Below are 19,797 nucleotides of genomic sequence, written 5' to 3' on the forward strand. Positions count from 1 at the left end.
CGCAAGGAGTTCACCCCGCCATGCCCAGAAACACCCTCAAGCTCGCCATCGCCCTCTCCCTCCTCGCCACCCCGCTGCTGTCGGCCTGCGGCACCGGCTCCGCCGCCTCCGACGAGAAGGTCGTCACCGTCTACAGCGCCGACGGCCTCAAGGGCGAGAACGGCGACGGCTGGTACGACCGCGTCTTCAAGGACTTCGAGAAGCAGACCGGCATCAAGGTCGAGTACGTCGAGGGCGGCTCCGGCGAGATGGTCCAGCGCGCCGCCCGCGAGAAGGGCAACCCGCAGGCCGACGTCCTCGTCACGCTGCCGCCCTTCATCCAGCAGGCCGACGGCAAGGGCCTGCTCCAGAAGTACGCCCCCAAGGGCTCCGACCAGGTCAGCGGCGCCGACAAGGGAGCCGACGCCACCTGGACCTCCGTCGTCAACAACTACTTCGGCTTCATCTACAACAAGAAGGAGCTGAAGCAGGCGCCCAAGACCTGGGACGAGCTGCTGGACGGCACGTACAAGAACAAGCTCCAGTACTCCACCCCGGGCGTCGCCGGCGACGGCACCGCCGTCCTCATCAAGGCCATGCACGACTTCGGCGGCCAGAAGGCGGCCCTGGACTACCTCGGCAAGCTCCAGTCCAACAACGTCGGCCCGTCCGCCTCCACCGGCAAGCTCGCCCCCAAAGTCGACAAGGGCGAACTCCTCGTCGCCAACGGTGACGTGCAGATGAACTTCGCCCAGTCCAAGACCATGCCGAACCTCGGCATCTGGTTCCCCGCGAAGGACGGCGGCAAGCCCACCACCTTCGCCCTGCCCTACGCCGCCGGCCTCGTCACCGACGCCCCGCACACCGAGAACGGCAAGAAGCTCCTCGACTTCATGCTGAGCCAGGGCGCCCAGCAGCAGGTCAGCGAGATCGGCGGCGGCTTCACCGCCCGCGGGGACGTCAAGGCCACCGACGCCAACGCCATCGCGCTCGCCCAGCTCATGGACGGCGTCGAGGTCTTCGAGCCCGACTGGGACGACATCGACAAGAACCTCACGACGTATGTCGACGCCTGGAAGTCGGCCACCGGCAGCTGACCCGCCCCCTCAAGGCCACACACGAGGGCCATATCACCAAGGCCACACCCGCACGGCCGCACCACCGCAACGCCCCTGGCACCACCACCGGGGGCGTTGCCATGCCCGCACCCCACCCGTCCCCAGGAGGATCACGTGACGTCACACCTGTCCCGCCGCACCGTCCTCACCACCACCGCGGCGACCGCCACCACCATCGCCCTCGGCGCCGCCACCGCCTCGCAGGCCCACGCCGTGCCCACGCTCCCGAACGGCACCAGCAGCGACAAGGTGCTCGTCATCGGCATGGACGGCCTGCGCCACGACCGCATCGACGCGGCGAACGCCCCGCACCTGAAGGCCATGATGAGCGAGGGCACGTACGGCACCTCGCTGCTGTACGCGAGTCCGATGGCCGCCACGTCCTCGGGCCCCGGCTGGTCCACCATCTCCACCGGCGTGTGGCCCGACAAGCACGGGGTGAAGGACAACACCTTCGTCGGCAAGAAGTACGGCCAGTACCCCGGTTTCCTCGCCCGTCTCGCCCAGGTGCGGCCCGCCCTGTCCACCTACGCGGCCGTCGACTGGAAGCCGCTGGACGCCCAGGGCACCGTCACCCCCGGCGCCGACGCCAAGCTGGTCCTCGACGGCGACCGGGACGGCTACACCGGCCACGACGCCACGATCGCCGCCGAGGCCGAGGCGATCATCCGCGACCAGAACCCCGACGTCCTGTTCGTCTACTTCGGCCAGTCCGACATCGTCGGCCACAACCAGGGCGCCGGCAGCCAGGCCTACCTCGACCAGATCGCCGTGCAGGACGCCTACGTCGGCCGCCTGCGCGCCGCGATCAAGGCCCGGCCCGGCTACGCCTCCGAGCGCTGGACCGTCCTCGTCGCCACCGACCACGGCCACCTCGACGCGGGCGGCCACGGCGGATCCACGATCGAGGAGCGGCGCACCTTCGTCCTCGCCACCGGGCCCGGCATCGCCGCGGGCGCCCGCCCCGTCGACACCCGGCTCGTCGACGTCGCCGCCACCGTCTTCAAGCAGCTCGGCATCACGCCCGACCCCGCCTGGGGCCTGGACGGCAAGCCCGTCCAGGAGCGCTCCACCGACCCCTTCGAGGCGCTGCGGCCGTCCCTGACCGGGCGGGTCGACGAGACCGGCATCCCGGCCGGCGTGCTCGGCTTCACGCACACCGCGCCCAGCGGCTGGTCCGTCATCAACAACGCCATGGGCACCGGCGGGATGACCGAGTGGCGCGGCTGGTCCTTCGCCACCGACGAGTTCTGGTCCCGCACCCAGCGTGACCAGTGGCGCGAACTCAACGTCCGCGCCCGCGGCGTGTTCGCGGTCGCCGACTCCGACGAGTGGTCGGACAAGTCCTTCTCCGGCCCCTACGACTCGACCCTGGTCACGCCCGCGTACGACGTCACCGGCAAGAGCCAGGTCCGGCTGGACTTCACCACCCTCTACCGGCAGGAGGGCAGCCAGCAGGCCCAGGTCCTCGCCTCCTTCAACGGCGGCACCCCCACCGTCGTCAAGAGCTACACCTCCGACGTCGTCTCCCAGCCGCAGTCGCTGACCGTCGCCGTCCCCGCCGGCGCCTCCAGCGTGAGCTTCCGGTTCCGCTACACCGGGTCGAACAACTGGTACTGGGTGATCGACGGGGTCAGGATCAGCCAGTCCTGATTACCCTGGGGGCGTCGGTACGGCGTGGTTCCGGCGCCCCCAGCTCGTCCCGTACGCAGGCCAGGAGAGTCACAGCACCATGGCAGACCGCAAGCCCATCGAGTCATGGCTCACCGACATGGACGGTGTGCTCATCCACGAGGGCGTACCGATCCCCGGCGCCGACGCCTTCATCAAGAGGCTGCGCGAGTCCGGCAAGCCCTTCCTCGTGCTCACCAACAACTCGATCTACACCCCGCGTGACCTGCACGCCCGGCTGAACCGCATGGGCCTGGAGGTGCCGATCGAGAACATCTGGACCTCGGCGCTGGCCACCGCCAAGTTCCTCGACGACCAGCGGCCCGGCGGCTCGGCGTACGTCATCGGCGAGGCCGGCCTGACCACCGCCCTGCACGACATCGGCTACATCCTCACCGACCACGACCCCGACTACGTCGTCCTCGGCGAGACCCGCACCTACTCCTTCGAGGCCATGACCAAGGCCGTCCGGCTCATCAACGCCGGCGCCCGCTTCATCTGCACCAACCCCGACGAGACGGGCCCGTCGGCCGAGGGCCCGCTGCCCGCGACCGGCGCCGTCGCAGCGCTGATCACCAAGGCCACCGGCAAGCAGCCGTACTTCGCCGGCAAGCCGAACCCGCTGATGATGCGCACCGGCCTGAACGCCATCGGCGCGCACTCCGAGACCAGCGCCATGATCGGCGACCGCATGGACACCGACGTACTGGCCGGCATGGAGGCCGGGATGCAGACGTTCCTGGTCCTGACCGGCCTGACCCGGCCCGAGCAGGTGGAGAACTTCCCCTACCGCCCGTCCAAGATCGTCGACTCCATCGCGGACCTCGTCGAGCGGATCTAGGGCGGCCCTCGCTCCAACCCTTTTCACCCACGACACGACCCGTACGGAGCAACGCGGGCCCCGCTGAGGATGCGGGGCCCGCCCCACGGGGGCAGCCTCCAGATATCTGGAGGTTCACGATGGGATCACTGCGGGTCACGCTCTGTACGATCGCCGCCCTGGGGGCGGCCGCCGTCACCCCGGCGGCGCACGCGACGGACGGAGGCGTCTCGCTGAGTCCGTCGTCCCCGCATCCCGGCGGCGACGTCACCCTGCGGGTGAGCGGATGCCCGCAGCGGACCGCCACGGCCGCGTCCGGGGCGTTCGTCGCCGACGCCCGCCTCACCGTCGCCGGCGACGGCATCCTCGTCGGGGAGAGCCGCGTCCGCTCCACCGCCAGGTCGGGCAGCTACGACGTGACGATCGCCTGCGGGGACGCGTCCCGCACGGGCGCCGTCACCGTCGCCGCCAAGGCCGCCGGCCACTCCGTCCGGCACGGGCCGCAACCCGCGGCCCCCGCCTCGCCCACGGCCCCCGTGCGGGCCGGCGGCGGTGGCACATCCAGGCTCGCCATGGTCGACGCCCGCGAGGAGGGACCCGGCACGGCGCACACCGTGACCGGGCTGATCCTGGCCGGCGTCGCCGCCACGGCCGTGGCGCTGCGCAGCGCCCGCCGCGGCAGACGGCCACGCTGACCATGGCCGAGCGGGAACACTCCGGCTTCCGTGGCCGGTTCCTCATGGGCCTCGCCTGGACCGTGCTGCTGCTCGGGCTCTGGCTGTGGGGCAGAGAGCTCACCGATGTCCGGCAGGCCGTGACCGCCCCGGTGTCCGGCGACGTCGCCGCGGTCGGACGCCCGGCCTCCGTACAACTGCCGCCCTCGGTACGCCCGTTGGGTGACGCGCTGCCGCAGCGCCTGGACATCCCCGCGCTCGACGTACGCGCACCGGTCGTCCCCCGCGGACTCGACGCGCAGGCCGCGATCGACCCGCCGCCGTACGCGCAGGCCGCCGCCGTCGGCTGGTACGCGGCCGGCGTGAAGCCGGGAGCGGCCGGGGCGGCGCTGATGGTCGGGCACGTCGACACCGAGACCCGGCCCGCCGTCTTCCACCGCCTCGGCGCGCTGCGCCCCGGCGCGACCGTGCGGGTGCTGCGCGACGACGGCAGGGTCGCCGAGTTCACCGTGGACGACGTCCGCGTCGTCCCCCGCGACCGCTTCGACGCCCACCAGGTCTACGGGGTCCACCGGCCGGGCCGTGCCGAACTGCGCCTGATCACCTGCGCCGGCACCTTCGACCGGGCGAGCCGCGCCTACACGGCGAACGTGGTCGTCTCGGCGTACCTGACGGGCACGGGGCTGTGACGGGACCGGACGCACCGGGCCCGGTCGGCGACCCGCTCCCCCCGAAGCCGCCGACCGGGCCGGTCCTCGACCGCGGGCGCACGGGCTGCGGGAGTAACCCGGCGTCCGGCGCGGGAGGCCTTGTGTGACCAGTGGGCACGGTCCGACCGGGGGCTGGGGTCGTCCGGGGACGACTCTAGAACGGAAGACGGCCGGGGCCTAGGGGACGACGCCAGGGGCCCGGGGGAGGGCGTCACGGGCCGCCCGGGCGCTGGTACGGCGCCGCGGTCCACCCGCCCGCCTCCGCGTCCGCGGTCCACCCGCCCGCCACCGCGTCCCGCGGTCGCCCGCCCGCCACCGCGTCCCGCGGGCGCTTCGGCCGGCACCGTCGCGGGCGCCCCTAGGTACGCCCCTCGTCGTCGCCCCGCCCCGCCGCCCGGCGCAGCTCGGCGTCGTCCACGACCCGGTCGATGACCGCCCGCGCCACCCGGTCCAACGACAGCTGATGGCGGCGCGCGTACTGCCGCAGCGCCACGAAGGCGTCGTCGGCCGCCGTGTCCCAGCGCTCGGCGAGCATGCCCTTGGCCTGCTCGATACGCACCCTGCTGGAGAGGGCCTGCTGCAACTGACCGGCGAGGGTGCGGCACTGCACGTAGGCGCTGTTGTTCTCCAGTCCGAGGGCCGCGCAGTCCGCGATGAGCTGGGCCAGCCGCAGCGTCGTGGCGTCCTCGGGCGGGGAGGGCGGGGAGCCGCCGGGCCGGGCCGCGCCGAAGACGTTGAGCGCGCCGAGCACCCGGTCCTGGCGGCGCAGCGGGACCGCGTAGGTGGTGGCGATGTCATGGGCGAGGGCCCGCTCCGTGAACTCGGGCCAGCGGGCGGCGGCCCCGGCCGCCCCGATCGACACCGGAGGCACCGCCCGGCCGGAGCCGTAGCAGTCCAGACAGGGCCCGCCGCCGTGCTGGACCCCGAGGAGCTCCAGCACGGCCTCCCGGTCCGCGCCGCCCGCCGCCAGCGACACCGCCCGCCCGTCGTCGATCAGCATGATGCCGGCGGCCCGGGCGGGCAGCAGCCGTACGCAGTGGTCGGCCACGCGCGACAAGTGGTGCGCGGCCTCGAATCCCTCGACGAGCGTGTCCGCCGACTCCACCAACGCTTCCGCGAGCCGGATCTCCCGGGTGGACTGGTGCATGACCGCACACTCCCCTTCCCCTGTTCCCCTGTTTCCCCTGGTTTCCCGGTGGTGGGCGTCCCCCGCGGGCGCGCCGCCGCCCCGCCCCTGGGAGCCGTCATAGTGGCTGTAACAGCTCCCCGACAAGGCTCGGCGACCTCGTTCGCCCCAGGACACGTATGTCAGGATTGAGCCTTGGAACAAAGCACCCGAGGGGGAGCTGGATGTACCTGAAGAGGGGGGCCTGGAGGGGCGCTCGCGCGCGGACGTCCGCGATGCTGCTGGGGGCGGCACTGCTGATCGCGGGCTGTTCCTCCGGTGACGGCGACGAGCCGGACGACAACGCCGGTGCCGGGATCAGCCAACAGCCCAAGGACACCGACCCGTTCTGGGTGAACCCGGACGGGAACGCGGCCCAGCAGGTGGCCGACTACGAGAAGGGCGGCAAGAAGGAGGACGCCGAGGAGATCCGGAAGATAGCGCAGCAGCCGACCGGCGAATGGATCGGCCCGGAGAACCCGGAGGACGAGGCCCGCGGCTACACGGAGGCCGCCGACAAGGCGGGCCGTACGGCCCTGCTGGTCCTCTACAACATCCCGCACCGCGACTGCGGCCAGTACTCCCAGGGCGGCGCCGCCGACGGCAACGCCTACCGGGACTGGATCGACGGTGTGGCCAAGGGCATCGAGGACCGCGCCGCGACGGTGATCCTGGAGCCGGACGCCCTGCTGCACCTGGTGGACGGCTGCACGCCGGACGAGTTCCACGAGGAGCGCTACGACCTTCTCAAGGGCGCCATCGGCAAGCTGAAGTCGCTGAAGAACACCAAGGTCTACGTGGACGCGGGCAACGCCGGCTGGGGCCATCCGGACCAGATCTTCGAGCCCCTGAAGTGGGCGGGCATCGACCAGGCCGACGGCTTCTCGGTCAATGTCTCCAACTTCTACACGACCAAGGACTCGATCGCGTACGGCAAGCAGCTCTCCGCCAAGGTGGGCGACAAGCCCTTCGTGATCGACACCAGCCGCAACGGCAAGGGCCCCTACACCGAGGGCGACCCGAACGAACGCTGGTGCAACCCGCCCGGCCGCGCGCTGGGGGAGACCCCGACGACCAGGACGCCGGACCCGCTGGTCGACGCGTTCGTCTGGGTCAAGCGCCCGGGAGAGTCGGACGGCGAGTGCAAGGGCGGTCCGAAGGCGGGCGAGTGGTGGGCGGAGTACGCCCTGAAACTGGCAAAGGCCAGTAAGTAGCGCCGGGGCTCATGTGGCTGGCGGCGGCCCCCACGCCCCAAGGGGCGCGGGGAACTGCGCGACCAGCCACATGGAACCCGCGGCGGGGACGAGGCCCGCGGCAGCGCTACGGCACTCTCACCCACTGCGCCTTCGACGGCGTCCCCTGATCGTCCGTCACGAACAGCATGTACCATCCCGACGGAACCAGGTTCCGGTTCGTCGGCACATCCACCGTGATCTTGTCCCCGGACTTCTTGAAGTCCAGCTTCACCGACCGCTGGTCCACGTCCGTGACATGCGTGGACGCGCTCGGCCGGATCAGCCGCACGTTCTCGATGGACGAGGCGTGCTGCGAGGTGAACGTGCCCGTGCCGCCCCGCTCGATGGTCTGCGGACCGCCCGACAGCGACGGCTGCGCGTCCCGGTAGAGATACGGCGGCGTGTAGATCTCGATCCGCTGCTCGAACTTGCCCGGCTTGGTGTTGGCCTTGTCGGCGTACAGCGAGTCCGAGCCGAAGAACATCACGCGCCCGTCGGGCAGCAGGATCGACCCCGAGTGGTAGTTGCGGCCCACCAGCGGGTCGGCGACCCGGTCGAGCTCGTTCGCGCCCGGCCGGTAGAGGTGCGCCTGGAGGATGTTGGAGTCACCGCGACCCCGGTAGTCCTCCGAACCGCCCGACACCAGCACGGAGTCGTCCGGCAGCACCGACGCCTGCGGGTAGCGCGTGCCCTTCTCCAGCGACGGCCCGTTCACGAACTTCGGGGCGTCGTCCTGCAGGTCGATGATCCGCGTCTTCTCGCTGGACTCCTTGGACTCGCCGACGCCACCGCCGCCGATGACCATGTACTTCTCGTCCTGCGCCGGCGGCAGCAGCACCGTGCCCGAGGTCTCCATCAGCTTGGGGTCGCTCAGACCGGGCAGCTTGCTGAACTTGTTGGTCTCCACGTCCCAGACACCGGGGTCGCGGCCCACGTTGTCCGGCCCGTAGCCCGCGTTCGAACCCGAGTAGAAGATCTTGCCGTTCTCCAGCGGGAACAGCGCCGGGTACGTCGGGAACTGCCGCACCTTCGTCAGGTACGTCCACTTCTTGGTCTTCGGGTCGTACACCTCGTTCTTGCCCGGCACCAGCTGGCCGATGTCGTCGAGGCCGGAGACGCTGAGGATCTTCCCGTTGCCCAGGGTGGTGAGCGTCGGGTACCAGCGGGCCTCGTGCATCGGGTCGACCTTGATGTACTTCTCGGCGACCGGGTCGAACTCATAGGCATCCCGGATGCCCTGGAAGTCCTTCTTGTCCAGGGCGATCTTCTGCGCGATGCCGTACGTGTTCCGCGCGTCGGCGCCGGACAGGCCCTGGATCCGGTAGTTGTCCTGAGTACCGGTCTGGTACTTGGCGCCCTTCTTCTGCGCCTCGACATAGATCCGGCCGAGGCCGGGGTCGTTGCGCAGGAACTCGCCGGTCGCCTTGTCGAAGACCTTCTTCGCGCGCGGCACCAGCACCGGGTCCTTGGAGACGAACGTCTTGCCGTTCTCCTTGCCGGTGAACTTGGTGCCGGCGGGCAGCGTGATCGGCTCGTCCGGGTTCTCGTTGTGGACGATCATCAGGCCGCCGGCCTTGGTGACGTCACCCTTGAGCTTCTCGTACCGCTTCGTACCGCCCGCGATCAGCAGGTTGCCGTTGGACAGCTGGGTGTGGCCCGTGCAGAACAGGTCGTTCGGCGTCGGCACCTTCTTGATCGTGCCCTTGACCGGGTCCCAGATCCGGGTGTCGTACTTCTTCGCGTCGAAGTTGTCCTGGTTGTTGCCCGAGCCCGCGATCAGCAGCACCTTGCCGGTGTGCAGGAGCGCCGCGTGGATGGTGTTGAGGCGGTACTCCTCCGGGAAGTCGACGATCTCCCACTTGCCGTTCTCGGCTTTGTACTCGGGCTTGTTGATCTGGTACTGGTGGTATTTCTCGGTGCCGACGCGATAGAGCCACGGCCCGTTCATTCCGGCCAGCGCGATGACCACCGCCGTGCCTATCGCGAGTCGACGGGCGCGGCGGCGGCCTGCACGGTCGTTCATTCCTTACGTCCCCCAAGTCCACCAAGGGCGATCTGCATCGTCTGGTCGTTGCCACCGCTGCCCGACGCGGCCCAGCTCGGCTTGTGCTGGCCGTGCGGGGTGTGCGGCGGCGTGGCGTGCGCGGGCATCGGCTGCGGCTGGTACGGCACCGCGGTCGCGCTCCCCGTCGCCACCGCGTCCTGCGGCGCGGTCCGGTCCGGCACTGTATCGGCGGGCTTCTTCTTCTCCTGCCGCAGCATGTAGCGCCAGGCGAAGATCGGCGTCGCCGTGATCAGCATGGCAAACGTCGCCCAGATGATCATCGCGGGGTGCGAGTGCCCGTAGACGAACCCGGCGGTGATCGAAGCGCCGAAGATCGCGATGAAGTACCAGTGGTAGCGGAAGGTCGCGAACCACCGGTCGGGGCTCGCGGAATCGCCCTTGGGAGTGACGACGAACTTGCTCTTCTTGCGCAGCGCGGAGTCGAAGAGAGCCTTCGCGTACAGCGGCGCCGACAGCGCGGACATCACCATGCCGGCCACACCGCCGGAGCCCTCGGGCTCGTGCGGCGAGACGTTGTGGCGGCGGTTCCAGACGTACAGGCCGATCTGGAGCGCGGAGGCGTTGCCGTACAGCATCAGCCAGATCGTGGGGTCGATGTTCACACCCGAGGCGCCCAGGCCCAGGAACAGCGCACAGCTCAGCGCGGCCAGGATCCAGTTGAGGGCCGACATCGGGTAGAAGATGATCATCATCGTGTAGTTGAAGAGCTTGCTCGGCGGCAGCGAGTACCAGCCCTTCCAGTACTGCTTGAGGATCGTCTCGTACGTCCCTCGCGACCACCGCATCTGCTGGGTGAAGAAGTCCGTCCAGGCGCTCGGGCCCTCACCGACGGCGAGTACGTCCGGCGTGTAGACCGAGCGCCACTTCTTGCCCGTCGCCGGGTTCTTGTGGCGGTGGATCTCGAAGCCGGTCGCCATGTCCTCGGTGATCGAGTCGTACAGGCCGCCGATCTGCTTGAGCGCCTTGATGCGTACGGCGTTCGACGTACCCACGAACATCGGGGAGCCGTACTTGTTGCCCGCGCGCTGGATGAGCGCGTGGAAGAGGAACTGCTGGGACTCGGCGGCCTTGGTGACGAAGTTGTCGTAGTTGCCGTAGACCTGCGGGCCGATGACGAAGCCGACGTTCGGGTCGCGGAAGAAGCCGAGCATCCGCTCCAGGTAGTTGGGCAGCGGCACGTGGTCGGTGTCGACCGAGGCGAAGAAGTCGTAGTCGTCGCCGTGCGCGTCCAGCCAGGCGTTGTAGTTGCCGTGCTTGGTCTTGGCGCGGTGCGGGCCCTTTGCCTGGTTCCACTTCGCGACGCCCTTGCGGGAGAAGTGGTGCACGCCGAGCCGGGCGCAGACCTCCTTGACCTCCGCGTTGTCGCCCTCGTCGAGCAGCCAGACGTGCATGAGGCCCCGGTGGCGCAGCTTGACGGCCGCCTCCAGGGTCTTCGTCACCATCTCCAGCGGCTCCTTGCCGGGCACGAAGGAGGTGAGGAAGGCCACTCTCGTGCCGGTCTCCGGCACCACCGGGATCGGGTCGCGGGCGACCAGCGTGGCGTGCGCGTTGGACAGCACGTTCATGCAGCGGAAGAACTCGATCAGGCCGATCGAGACGAGCATGACGATGTCGAGCGCCGGCAGGAAGTCGAAGGCGGGGTAGTCCCGTTCGGTCCAGTGCTCGGGCTGGAGCAGCCAGAACAGCAGCACCAGCGAGAGCACCGGGGCCGCGGCCAGCATCAGGGCGACCCTGATCCGGTGGGGCTCCTGCGAGATCAGCGAGCGGTACTGGACCCGGTACGGCTTGTTCGGGTCGGGCTGGGTGAGGGGGCCGGCCAGCCGGCTGTAGTGCTCGTAGTCATACTTCGGCAGCGTCTTCTTGATCCGGCGGAACGCGCCCGTCCGGGTTTGCGAAGGCACCCGTAGTTGGGTGGTCTGAGACGGGTCGAAGTTCTGCCGGGCGCCCGTCGGCGTCGACGTCATGAGTCATCCCCCCACACGCAGGTCACCGCGTGTCTGTCGGTTCCTTTACGACTGTGTCGATCCCCCTCGACCGTCACAGGCGTATCAGTGGTGGGCCGCAGTCACCACATCTTCCACACCTTAGACATGGAAACGCGACCTTCCGGTTGCATCATGCCCCCCTCGGCATGCGGCCATGAACGGGGCCCCCTACTCCCCGCAAAAACCGGCAACCGGTTTCTTGCCCCCCAACTGCCGCGTATCCGCAGCATCTTGGTAAACCCATCCCCAGGGTTCTACGGCGTTCCGCATGATCGCAAGATGCGAAACGAGGTGTTTACCGGTCATACGCGCTCATTGTGGCACCTGTGGGGGTGTTGTGTATCCGTTGTGGACACACGGGCGCGGATGTTGCCGAAGTGCTCCCGTATCGCCTCCTCCGCCCGTATCGCGTCGCCCGACCGCACCGCGTCCACGATCTCCCGGTGCTGCCGGCACGTGACCAGGGGATCCTGCGGAGCACCCCCGAGGTCGGTGTGGACCCTGTGGAAGGCGTCCCAGAACGCCTCCAGGACCTCGCCCAGGAGTGCGTTGTCCAGCCCCCGGTAGAGGGTGGCGTGAAACGCCCGGTCGGTCTCGGCGATGCCGTCACCGCCCAGCGCTGCCTGCTCTTCCATACGGTCGACGAGCGCGTCCAGTTCAATGAGGTCCGTGTCCGGGAGCCGTCCCGCGAGCCGTGAGACCAGCCCGGTCTCCACGGCCTCCCTCAGCTGCACGAGCTGGAGCAGGGTGTCCTCGCCGCGGTGGTGTCCGGCGACCGTGCGGAAGGCGAGGCCCTCGACCATGGGGGCCAGGGACATCGCGCCGACGTAGGTGCCGAAGCCGTGCCGGATCTCCACGATGCCCATCGCCTGCAAACCCTTGAGCGCCTCGCGCACGGAGTTGCGGCTGGCACCCAGGTGAGCCATCAGCTCGGGCTCCGTCGGCAGCGGGGCCCCGGAGGCCAGCCGACGGTCGATGATGAGCTTCTTGATCCGCTCCTGCAGGTCACGAGCTGCCATGGCCAGAGGGTATCCGGCCAAACACGCCGGAAGCCCCCCGCTTGCACGAGGGGCTTCCTGCACGAAGGGGGTGTGGGTGGCGAAGCCCCCACAGCGCGCGGCGCAGCCGCGCGGAAACGACGACGGCGAGCCGGGATCGCATTCTTCGCGATCATGGCTCGCCATCGTCATCGTGCGCCGCCAGGGACTCGAACCCCGGACCCGCTGATTAAGAGTCAGCTGCTCTAACCAACTGAGCTAGCGGCGCCTGCTGACGTGTGAACTCTACATGACCTGCGGGGGTGCCTCCGACCACGCCGCCGGGGCGGGCCCGGGGGTCCCGGGGGGCCTGTAAACCATTCGGACCGTCAACATGCGGGTGCGGAAGACAGTTGAGAAACTGACGGGGTGTACAGCCGCGGACATTTCCGACTGGAGTGTGAGGGGAATCGCATGGAGGCTCGGACTCCGGTATTCGAGGAAATCGATCCGGGGGGTGACTGCGACTGCCCCGGATGCGTTCACTGGAGACGTGTCCTGCCGCATTCCGCGACCGGCCGGCACCCGGCCGCGCACCGGGCGCTGATTCTCGCCGCAGCCGCCTCCACCACGCTCGTCGTCGGCCACACGGCCCCCGCCCTCGCCGCCCCCCACACCCTCGACCGACCGGCCGTTCCCGCAGATGAAGAACCCAGTACGCCCCAGGGACAGAAGGCTCCGCTGCACGGTCCGGGCGGGAAGCCCGCCCAGCCGGCCGGTCCGGTCAAGGCCCCCGCGACCACCCGCGCGGAGATCATCAAACGGGCCAAGAAATGGGTCACGGCGAAGGTGCCGTACAGCATGTCCAGGTACTGGTCGGACGGATACCGGCAGGACTGCTCGGGCTTCGTCTCGATGGCCTGGAGCCTGCCCGGAAACGAATGGACCGGAAGCCTCGGCCAGTACGGCGTCCGCATCTCCAAGGCGGAACTCCAGCCCGGCGACATTCTGCTGTTCCATAATCCCGCGGACCCGCAGAAAGGCTCGCACGTAGTGATTTTCGGCGGCTGGACGGACTACACGCGCAGCAACTACATCGCCTACGAGTCGGCTCCCCCGCACGCTCGGCGGCAGTCCACGCCGTACGCCTACTGGAACCACTCCGCCCGCTATCTCGCCTACCGCTACAAGGGCCTCGTGAGCGGCAGCTCGACGGGCGCGAAACCGGAGAGCGGGCAGCAGGACGGCGGGACGACCGACCCGGGGGAGACGGAGACGGCGAAGCCCGACGCCGGGCAGCAGGGTGCCGCCGAGCCGGGGACCGCGGAGTCGGGCACCGCGGAGCCGGACACCGCCAAGCCGGCCGGCCCGAAGCGCCCCGCGGCCTACCCGGGGCGGGCACACTTCGGGCCCGGCGCCAAGAACAAGCACGTCACCGCGCTGGGCCGGATGCTCGTCGAGCGCGGCGCCGGCCGCTTCTACACCTCCGGCCCGGGCCCGCGCTGGTCGGACGCGGACCGCAGGGCCACCCAGGCGTTCCAGCTCGCGCAGGGCTGGCGGGGCCAGGACGCCGACGGAGTGCCGGGGGCGGGCACATGGGCGCTGCTGGCGGCGGGCAAGGGCAAGGACATCCCCGCCGGGCCGAGCGCGGCCAAGCCGCCCGAGCAGCCGGCGTCGCACGGGGTGGCCGGCTATCCGGGGCGCGCGCTGTTCCGGCCCGGCGCCGACAACCAGTACGTGACCCAGCTCGGCCGGCAGCTGGTGAAGAAGGGATTCGGCAAGCACTACGGGACCGGGCCGGGTCCGCGTTGGGGCGAGGCGGACCGGCGGGCCGTCGAGGCGTTCCAGCGGTCCCAGGGCTGGCGCGGCGGCGCGGCGGACGGCTATCCGGGGCCGGAGACCTGGCGGCGGCTGTTCGCGTGACGGACCCCCCGCAGGTGCGCACTTCAGGGCCGCGAGGACTTCGGAGACAGAGGGGCGTTCCGGAGTTCCGGGCGCGCGGCGGCCACCGCGACCCGTTGGCGGCACGCCCCCTCTCGGTACGAACGACGGCTGGACCACCGGGGCCGCTCACCACGGCCGCACGACCTTCCTGTGACGCATCTGGCGCGGAGGCTGGAGGCAACGCATGACCACGACCACTTCTCACACGCCCGATCCCGAGGGGCTCGCCGGGCCGGCCGAGGTGCCGGCCCGGCCCGCGCGGCTGATCCAGAACGAGGCGACCACCGAGATCCCCGTCCATCTGCTGTTCCGTGACGAGGCGGGCCCGGTGTCCGTGCCGCTCAGACCGACGGTCGTCGCGCGCCGGCAGGGCACGGGGGAACAGCCGCGCCTGCGCCGCCCGGTCCAGCCGAAGCCGCGTCCCGAACCGCAGGTCGACCCCGAACTGGTGGAGCACCCCGCGCGGGTGCTGCCCGGGGCGGCGGGCGTGCTCGCCGGCGCCTGCGGGGCGGCCGGCTGCCTGGCCGCCTCGTGGTGGGCCGGGGTGCTGCCGCCGGCGGCGGTGCAGGCGCTCGGGTTGCCGGCGTCGGCGGGGGCGGAGCTCGGTCCGGCGCAGTGGGCGGCGTACGCGGGAGCCGGCGCGCTGGGGCTGCTCGGCTTCGGCGGGCTGGCCCGCGGGGCGACCGGACGGGCCTGGGTGCTCGGGCTGTTCGGACGGTACCGCGGCACGGTCCGTCGCACCGGACTCATGTGGGTCAACCCGCTGCTGCTGCGCCGCCGGGTCGACGTACGGCTGCGGCACTGGCGCAGCGAGCCGATGCCGGCGGCCGACGGCAACGGGGTCGCGCTGCGGGTGGTCGTCCAGGTGGTGTGGCGGGTGAAGGACACCGCGCGGGCGCTGCTCGGGGTGGAGGATCACGAGGGGTATCTGCGCGAGTGCGTCGAGGCGGCGCTGACGCGGGTGGCGGTGGAGGTGCCGGGTGGCGCGCGCGGCTGCGTCGAGGCGCCCGGTGAGTCGCTGACCCGTCTGGTGGTGCGGGACACGGACGAGATCGGCCTCGAGGTGTTCTCCGTGCGGCCGGTGCGGGTGGAGTACGCGCCCGAGGTCGCCGCCGCCATGCACCGGCGTCGTATCGCCGCGCTGGACGCGCGGGACCGGGCCACCATGGTCGACTCGGTGGTCGACTCGGTGGAGGACACCGTGACGCGGCTGACGATGCGGGGTCTGGTCGAGCTGGACGACTACGAACGCAAGGCACTGGTCAAGGACTTGACGGTGGCGTTCTGCGCGGGGCGGGGCGAGACGGCGGTCTGACGGCCGTCTTACGGCCCCTCGAACATCTCCCTCGATTGGTATGGACATGTTCAACAGTCAGCAATAATCTGAGACTTGGTCTAGACCTGCAAGCTCGCCGAACTTCCCCCACGTTCCCAGGAGCAGCAGCATGCGCAGAAAGGCCAAGTTGTACGCAGCCGCACTCGGGCTCAGCACGGCCGGGGCCCTCGTGCTCTCCACCGGTGGCGCCAGCAGCCACGGGTACACCGATCTCCCCATCAGCCGGCAGAAGCTCTGTCAGAACGGCACCGTGACCAACTGCGGCTCCATCCAGTGGGAGCCGCAGAGCGTCGAGGGGCCGAAGGGCTTCCCGGGTTCCGGACCGGCCGACGGATCGATCTGCAACGCGGGACTGGGCCAGTTCGCCCAGCTCAGCGCGCCCAAGACGCCGTCCGGCGGCGCGTGGCCCACCACCAAGGTGAACGGCGGTCAGAGCTACACCTTCCGCTGGCAGTTCACCGCGATGCACGCCACGACCGACTTCAAGTACTACATCACCAAGCCGGGCTGGAACCAGAACCACAACCTGTCCCGCTCGGACCTCAACCTCACGCCGTTCTTCACCGTCCCGTACAACGGGCAGCGGCCGCCGTCCACGCTCTCCCACAGCGGCACCCTGCCGTCCGGGCTGAGCGGCCACCACGTGATCCTCGCGGTGTGGACGATCGCCGACACGAGCAACGCGTTCTACGCCTGCTCGGACGTCACGTTCTGAGCAGGGCCTGAGGAAATCCGGCATCCGCCAGGGGTACGGTCCCCCTACGCCGACATGACCATGACGGCGTAGGGGAGCGGTACTCGATCGCGGGGGTCCCATGGGAGAAGCGCTGTTCTTCGTCCTGCCGGTCGGAATCCTGGCCTACGGCGTGTACACCATGGGGACGCTGATCAGGAGGGCCCGCGAGGTGCGCGCCGCCTGGAACAGCGGGCTCACGGCCGAGGCGCGGTGCGTGCGGATGTTCGTGAAGAGACACAGCGAAGACCGCAGCACGCTCCACCACATCTACGAGTTCACCGCGCGTGACGGGCGCGCCGTCCGCTTCGAGGAGAAGGACGGGCCGGAGACGACCCTCCAGGGCGACATCGTCACGGTGTTCTACACGGCGGAAGACCCGGAACGAGCCACGGTCCGCCCTCCGCACCCCGGGATGTTCGCCGCGTTCTCGGGTGGCGCGCTGGTGCGCAACGTCTGGATCATCGCCTTCTGCGTGTTCTTCATCGCCGCCGGCGCCTGGGGCCTCTCGTAGGCTCCTGGGCCTCCACAACTGACGGTACGTCAACTACCGTACGCGGCCATGGAGTCCAGGGCACGCACGGTCGCGGAACTCGTCTCGGCGCACTGGGGTGACCACCGGCCCGGGCTGTGGTTCGAGGACGGGATGCTCACGCGGCACGAGGTGGCCGCCGGTGCCGCCGCCCGTGCGGCGCTGCTGGCCGACCTGCTGCCGCCCGGCGCCGAGCCGCACGTCGGGGTGCTGCTCGACAACACCCCGGAGTACCCGATGTGGCTGAGCGCGGCGGCCCTCGCCAAAGCCGCCGTCGCCGGGATCAACCCCACGCGGCGCGGCCCCGAACTCGCCCGCGACATCCGGCACACCGAGTGCCGGGTCCTGGTCACCGAGCAGGCCCATCTGCCGCTGCTGGAGGGCCTCGAACTGCCCGGCGTACGCGTGCTGCTGACCGGGACACCCGCGTACGACGCCCTGCTCGCCCCGTACGCCGACGCCCGGCCCGACCCTTCCCGCGCCGCCCCGGACGACCGGCTCCTGCTGTACTTCACCTCCGGCTCGACCGGCGCCCCCAAGGCCGCGATCTGCAGCCAGGGGCGGCTGGCCGCGGCGGGGTACTCCCTGGCGGACCAGTTCCGGGTACGGCCCGACGACGTGCACTACGTCTGCATGCCGCTGTTCCACGGCAACGCGGTCATCGCCGACTGGGCGCCCGCCCTCGCGGCCGGCGCGAGCGTGGCGCTGCGGCGCCGGTTCTCGGCGTCGAACTTCCTCGCGGACGTCCGGCGCTACGGGGCGACGTACTTCACCTATGTGGGCCGGGCGATCCAGTACGTCCTCGCCACCGAGCCGCGCCCCGACGACCGGGACAACCCGCTGCGGCTCGGCTTCGGCACGGAGGCGGGCGCGGTGGACGCCGCCGCGTTCGAGCGCCGGTTCGGGGTGCGCCTGGTGGAGGGGTACGGCTCCTCCGAGGGCGGGGCCGCCGTGCAGTGGTCGCCGGGGACGCCGCCGGGGGCCGTGGGGCGGGCGGGGCCCGGTCTCGTCGTACTCGATCCGGAGACCCGTGCGGAGTGCCCGCCCGCGGTCTTCGACGCGAGCGGGCGGCTGGTCAACGGGGACGCGGCGATCGGTGAGCTGGTCAACCGGGGGCCGAACCCCTTCGAGGGGTACTGGCGCAATCCCGAGGCGGAGGCGGAGCGGCGGCGCGAGGGCTGGTACTGGACCGGGGACCTGTTCTGCCGGGACGCCGACGGCTATCTGTACTTCGCCGGGCGCGGCGACGACCGGCTCCGGGTCGACGGGGAGAACCTGTCCGCCGCGATGATCGAGAACATCCTCGCCCGGTACGAGGGGGCGGGCGCCGTCGCCGTGTACGCGGTGCCGGACCCGGTGACCGGGGACCAGGTCATGGCGACGATCGCGGGCGAGTTCGACCCGGTCGCCTTCGCCGGGTTCCTGCGGGCCCAGCCGGACCTGGGGACGAAGATGGCGCCCCGGTTCGTGCGGGTGGTGGAGCGGATGCCGGTGACCGCCACGAACAAGATCCACCGGGCGGGGCTGAGGCGGGACGGGGTGCGATGCGCCGACCCCGTGTGGTGGCGGCCGCCGGGGGAGCGGGCCTATCGCCGACTCACGGAGACGGACCTCCCGACCCACGTCGAAGGGCCCCTCGCTCCCACGAGAGGCCCTTCGTCTGTGCGCCGCCAGGGACTCGAACCCCGGACCCGCTGATGCTGTGTCCCCCGGGGGATGACCCCCGGACCCCCAGCCGCTCCTGCCGGAGCCGGTGGCCGACCTCCGGACCCCAGCCGCTCCCGCCGGAGCCCGTGAAAAGCGAAAGGCCCCTCGCTCCCACGAGAGGCCCTTCGTCTGTGCGCCGCCAGGGACTCGAACCCCGGACCCGCTGATTAAGAGTCAGCTGCTCTAACCAACTGAGCTAGCGGCGCATGACTCGCGCCGACCGCGATTTCGTGCCTTTCGCGGCGGCGACGAAGAAAATACTACCTGGTCCGCAGGGGTGCTTCGGACCACCGCGGGGCGGGGCCGTCAGGACTGGATCGCCAGCGACAGCAGGACCGGCGCGGCGCTGCGATTCAGGGCGTCCGCCGCCTGGCGGAGCCGGTGCGCGTGCTCCACCGGGAGCGACAGGGCGAGGCAGCCCACCGAGGAGCCGGCCGTGATCGGGACGGCCGCGCACACCGTGCCCACCGCGTATTCCTGGAGGTCGAGGTGGGGGACCGTCGGCGGCTGGGACTCCAGGCGGGAGAGCAGCACGCGGTCGTTGGTGATCGTGCGCGAGGTGAGGCGGGCCATCTTGTGCCGCGAGAGATGGTCGCGGCGGCCGTTGTGGTCGAGCTGGCCCAGCAGGCTCTTGCCGATCGCGGTGGCGTGGGCGGAGAAGCGGAAGTCCACCCACTCGTTGACCACAGGGGTGGCCGGACCGGCCGCGAACTGGTCGATCTTGACCTCTCCGTCGATGTACCGGCTCATGTACACGGCGGCGCCGACGGAGTCCCGCAGCCGGTCCAGGGTGTGCTGGAGATTGTCGCGCAGGGCCTGCTCACGGCCCTGGGCGGAGCCGAGGCGGGCCAGGGCGTCGCCCGTGATGTACGCCCCGTCCGCGATCTGCTCGACGTAGCCCTCGCGACGCAGCATCCGCAGGAGGCCGGTCAGGCGCTCCGGGTCGATGCCGGTGTGCCGGGCGAGCTCGGCGTCGGTGACTCCTGTGCTGTGCCGCGCCACCGTCTCCAGGACGCGCAGCGCGTCCTGGACCGAGTGGTACGGCGTCGTCGACTCGTGCTGGAGCGCCACGGTTCCCCCTGCGGTCGCACGTCGCTTCTCATCGGGCCGGGTTCGAGTGAGTCAGTCTCCTTCACGATAACGGGC

Annotated in this window: 16 protein-coding genes and 2 tRNA genes; 11 read left to right on the top strand and 7 right to left on the bottom strand. The window is 70.7% G+C overall.

Annotated elements, in window-relative coordinates; genetic code table 11:
• Nucleotides 1-20 precede the first annotated feature (20 nt).
• From ACGFW6_RS35500 to ACGFW6_RS35520, 5 genes are all read left to right on the top strand, one after another.
• Nucleotides 21-1,076 (top strand): 2-aminoethylphosphonate ABC transporter substrate-binding protein, encoded by a 1,056-nt coding sequence (locus tag ACGFW6_RS35500; protein WP_393519464.1) that lies wholly within the window; start codon nt 21-23, stop codon nt 1,074-1,076.
• Between the two features lie 135 nt (nt 1,077-1,211).
• The gene (locus tag ACGFW6_RS35505; protein ID WP_393519467.1) at nt 1,212-2,750 is read left to right on the top strand and encodes an alkaline phosphatase family protein; all 1,539 of its coding nucleotides are present in this window, start codon (nt 1,212-1,214) and stop codon (nt 2,748-2,750) included.
• A gap of 79 nt (nt 2,751-2,829) precedes the next feature.
• Nucleotides 2,830-3,609: an HAD-IIA family hydrolase gene (locus ACGFW6_RS35510; RefSeq protein WP_393519470.1), complete on the top strand. Its 780-nt coding sequence runs from the start codon at nt 2,830-2,832 to the stop codon at nt 3,607-3,609.
• 119 nt (nt 3,610-3,728) lie between these two features.
• Nucleotides 3,729-4,283: a hypothetical protein gene (locus ACGFW6_RS35515; RefSeq protein ID WP_393519473.1), complete on the top strand. Its 555-nt coding sequence runs from the start codon at nt 3,729-3,731 to the stop codon at nt 4,281-4,283.
• Between the two features lie 2 nt (nt 4,284-4,285).
• The gene (locus tag ACGFW6_RS35520; RefSeq protein ID WP_393519476.1) at nt 4,286-4,951 is read left to right on the top strand and encodes a class F sortase; all 666 of its coding nucleotides are present in this window, start codon (nt 4,286-4,288) and stop codon (nt 4,949-4,951) included.
• A gap of 379 nt (nt 4,952-5,330) precedes the next feature.
• Here the strand turns inward: ACGFW6_RS35520 and ACGFW6_RS35525 are convergent, their stop codons facing one another.
• Nucleotides 5,331-6,119, bottom strand: a complete 789-nt coding sequence (locus ACGFW6_RS35525) for a GAF and ANTAR domain-containing protein (RefSeq protein ID WP_393519479.1) — start codon at nt 6,117-6,119, stop codon at nt 5,331-5,333.
• A gap of 203 nt (nt 6,120-6,322) precedes the next feature.
• Here ACGFW6_RS35525 and ACGFW6_RS35530 point away from each other — a divergent pair, with 203 nt between their 5' ends.
• Nucleotides 6,323-7,351 (top strand): glycoside hydrolase family 6 protein, encoded by a 1,029-nt coding sequence (locus tag ACGFW6_RS35530; protein ID WP_393519482.1) that lies wholly within the window; start codon nt 6,323-6,325, stop codon nt 7,349-7,351.
• Between the two features lie 106 nt (nt 7,352-7,457).
• Here ACGFW6_RS35530 and ACGFW6_RS35535 read toward each other — a convergent pair whose 3' ends face one another.
• From ACGFW6_RS35535 to ACGFW6_RS35550, 4 genes are all read right to left on the bottom strand, one after another.
• Nucleotides 7,458-9,395, bottom strand: a complete 1,938-nt coding sequence (locus ACGFW6_RS35535; RefSeq protein WP_393519485.1) for a galactose oxidase-like domain-containing protein — start codon at nt 9,393-9,395, stop codon at nt 7,458-7,460.
• On the bottom strand, nt 9,392-11,401 hold the full coding sequence (locus ACGFW6_RS35540) for a glycosyltransferase family 2 protein (protein WP_393519488.1): 2,010 nt from the start codon (nt 11,399-11,401) through the stop codon (nt 9,392-9,394). The genes ACGFW6_RS35535 and ACGFW6_RS35540 overlap by 4 nt, the downstream gene beginning before the upstream one ends.
• A 323-nt stretch (nt 11,402-11,724) precedes the next feature.
• Nucleotides 11,725-12,441: a FadR/GntR family transcriptional regulator gene (locus ACGFW6_RS35545; RefSeq protein ID WP_393519491.1), complete on the bottom strand. Its 717-nt coding sequence runs from the start codon at nt 12,439-12,441 to the stop codon at nt 11,725-11,727.
• A gap of 173 nt (nt 12,442-12,614) precedes the next feature.
• Nucleotides 12,615-12,688, bottom strand: a tRNA-Lys gene (locus ACGFW6_RS35550).
• A 185-nt stretch (nt 12,689-12,873) separates the two neighbouring features.
• On the opposite strand from ACGFW6_RS35550, the gene ACGFW6_RS35555 reads away from it, so the two are divergent.
• The 5 genes from ACGFW6_RS35555 (at nt 12,874) to ACGFW6_RS35575 (ending at nt 18,642) form a co-directional block, all read left to right on the top strand.
• Nucleotides 12,874-14,322 carry a peptidoglycan-binding protein gene (locus ACGFW6_RS35555; RefSeq protein ID WP_393519494.1) on the top strand — a complete coding sequence of 483 codons (1,449 nt, stop codon included), beginning with the start codon at nt 12,874-12,876 and terminating at the stop codon, nt 14,320-14,322.
• 205 nt (nt 14,323-14,527) lie between these two features.
• The gene (locus ACGFW6_RS35560; protein WP_393519497.1) at nt 14,528-15,658 is read left to right on the top strand and encodes an SPFH domain-containing protein; all 1,131 of its coding nucleotides are present in this window, start codon (nt 14,528-14,530) and stop codon (nt 15,656-15,658) included.
• A gap of 130 nt (nt 15,659-15,788) precedes the next feature.
• Nucleotides 15,789-16,394 (top strand): lytic polysaccharide monooxygenase, encoded by a 606-nt coding sequence (locus ACGFW6_RS35565; protein ID WP_393519500.1) that lies wholly within the window; start codon nt 15,789-15,791, stop codon nt 16,392-16,394.
• A gap of 100 nt (nt 16,395-16,494) precedes the next feature.
• Nucleotides 16,495-16,926, top strand: a complete 432-nt coding sequence (locus ACGFW6_RS35570) for a DUF3592 domain-containing protein (protein ID WP_393519503.1) — start codon at nt 16,495-16,497, stop codon at nt 16,924-16,926.
• Nucleotides 16,927-16,974: 48 nt separating this feature from the next.
• Complete coding sequence (locus tag ACGFW6_RS35575; RefSeq protein ID WP_393519506.1) at nt 16,975-18,642, top strand: long-chain-fatty-acid--CoA ligase; 1,668 nt, start codon at nt 16,975-16,977, stop codon at nt 18,640-18,642.
• Nucleotides 18,643-18,783: 141 nt separating this feature from the next.
• On the opposite strand, the gene ACGFW6_RS35580 is transcribed toward ACGFW6_RS35575, so the two are convergent.
• Nucleotides 18,784-18,857: transfer RNA gene (locus ACGFW6_RS35580), tRNA-Lys, on the bottom strand.
• A 100-nt stretch (nt 18,858-18,957) separates the two neighbouring features.
• Nucleotides 18,958-19,722, bottom strand: coding sequence for an IclR family transcriptional regulator (locus ACGFW6_RS35585; protein ID WP_393519509.1), 765 nt, complete (start codon nt 19,720-19,722; stop codon nt 18,958-18,960).
• Nucleotides 19,723-19,797: the final 75 nt, after the last annotated feature.

The sequence above is a fragment of the Streptomyces sp. Y7 genome, assembly GCF_043195415.1.
Classification (GTDB): domain Bacteria; phylum Actinomycetota; class Actinomycetes; order Streptomycetales; family Streptomycetaceae; genus Streptomyces.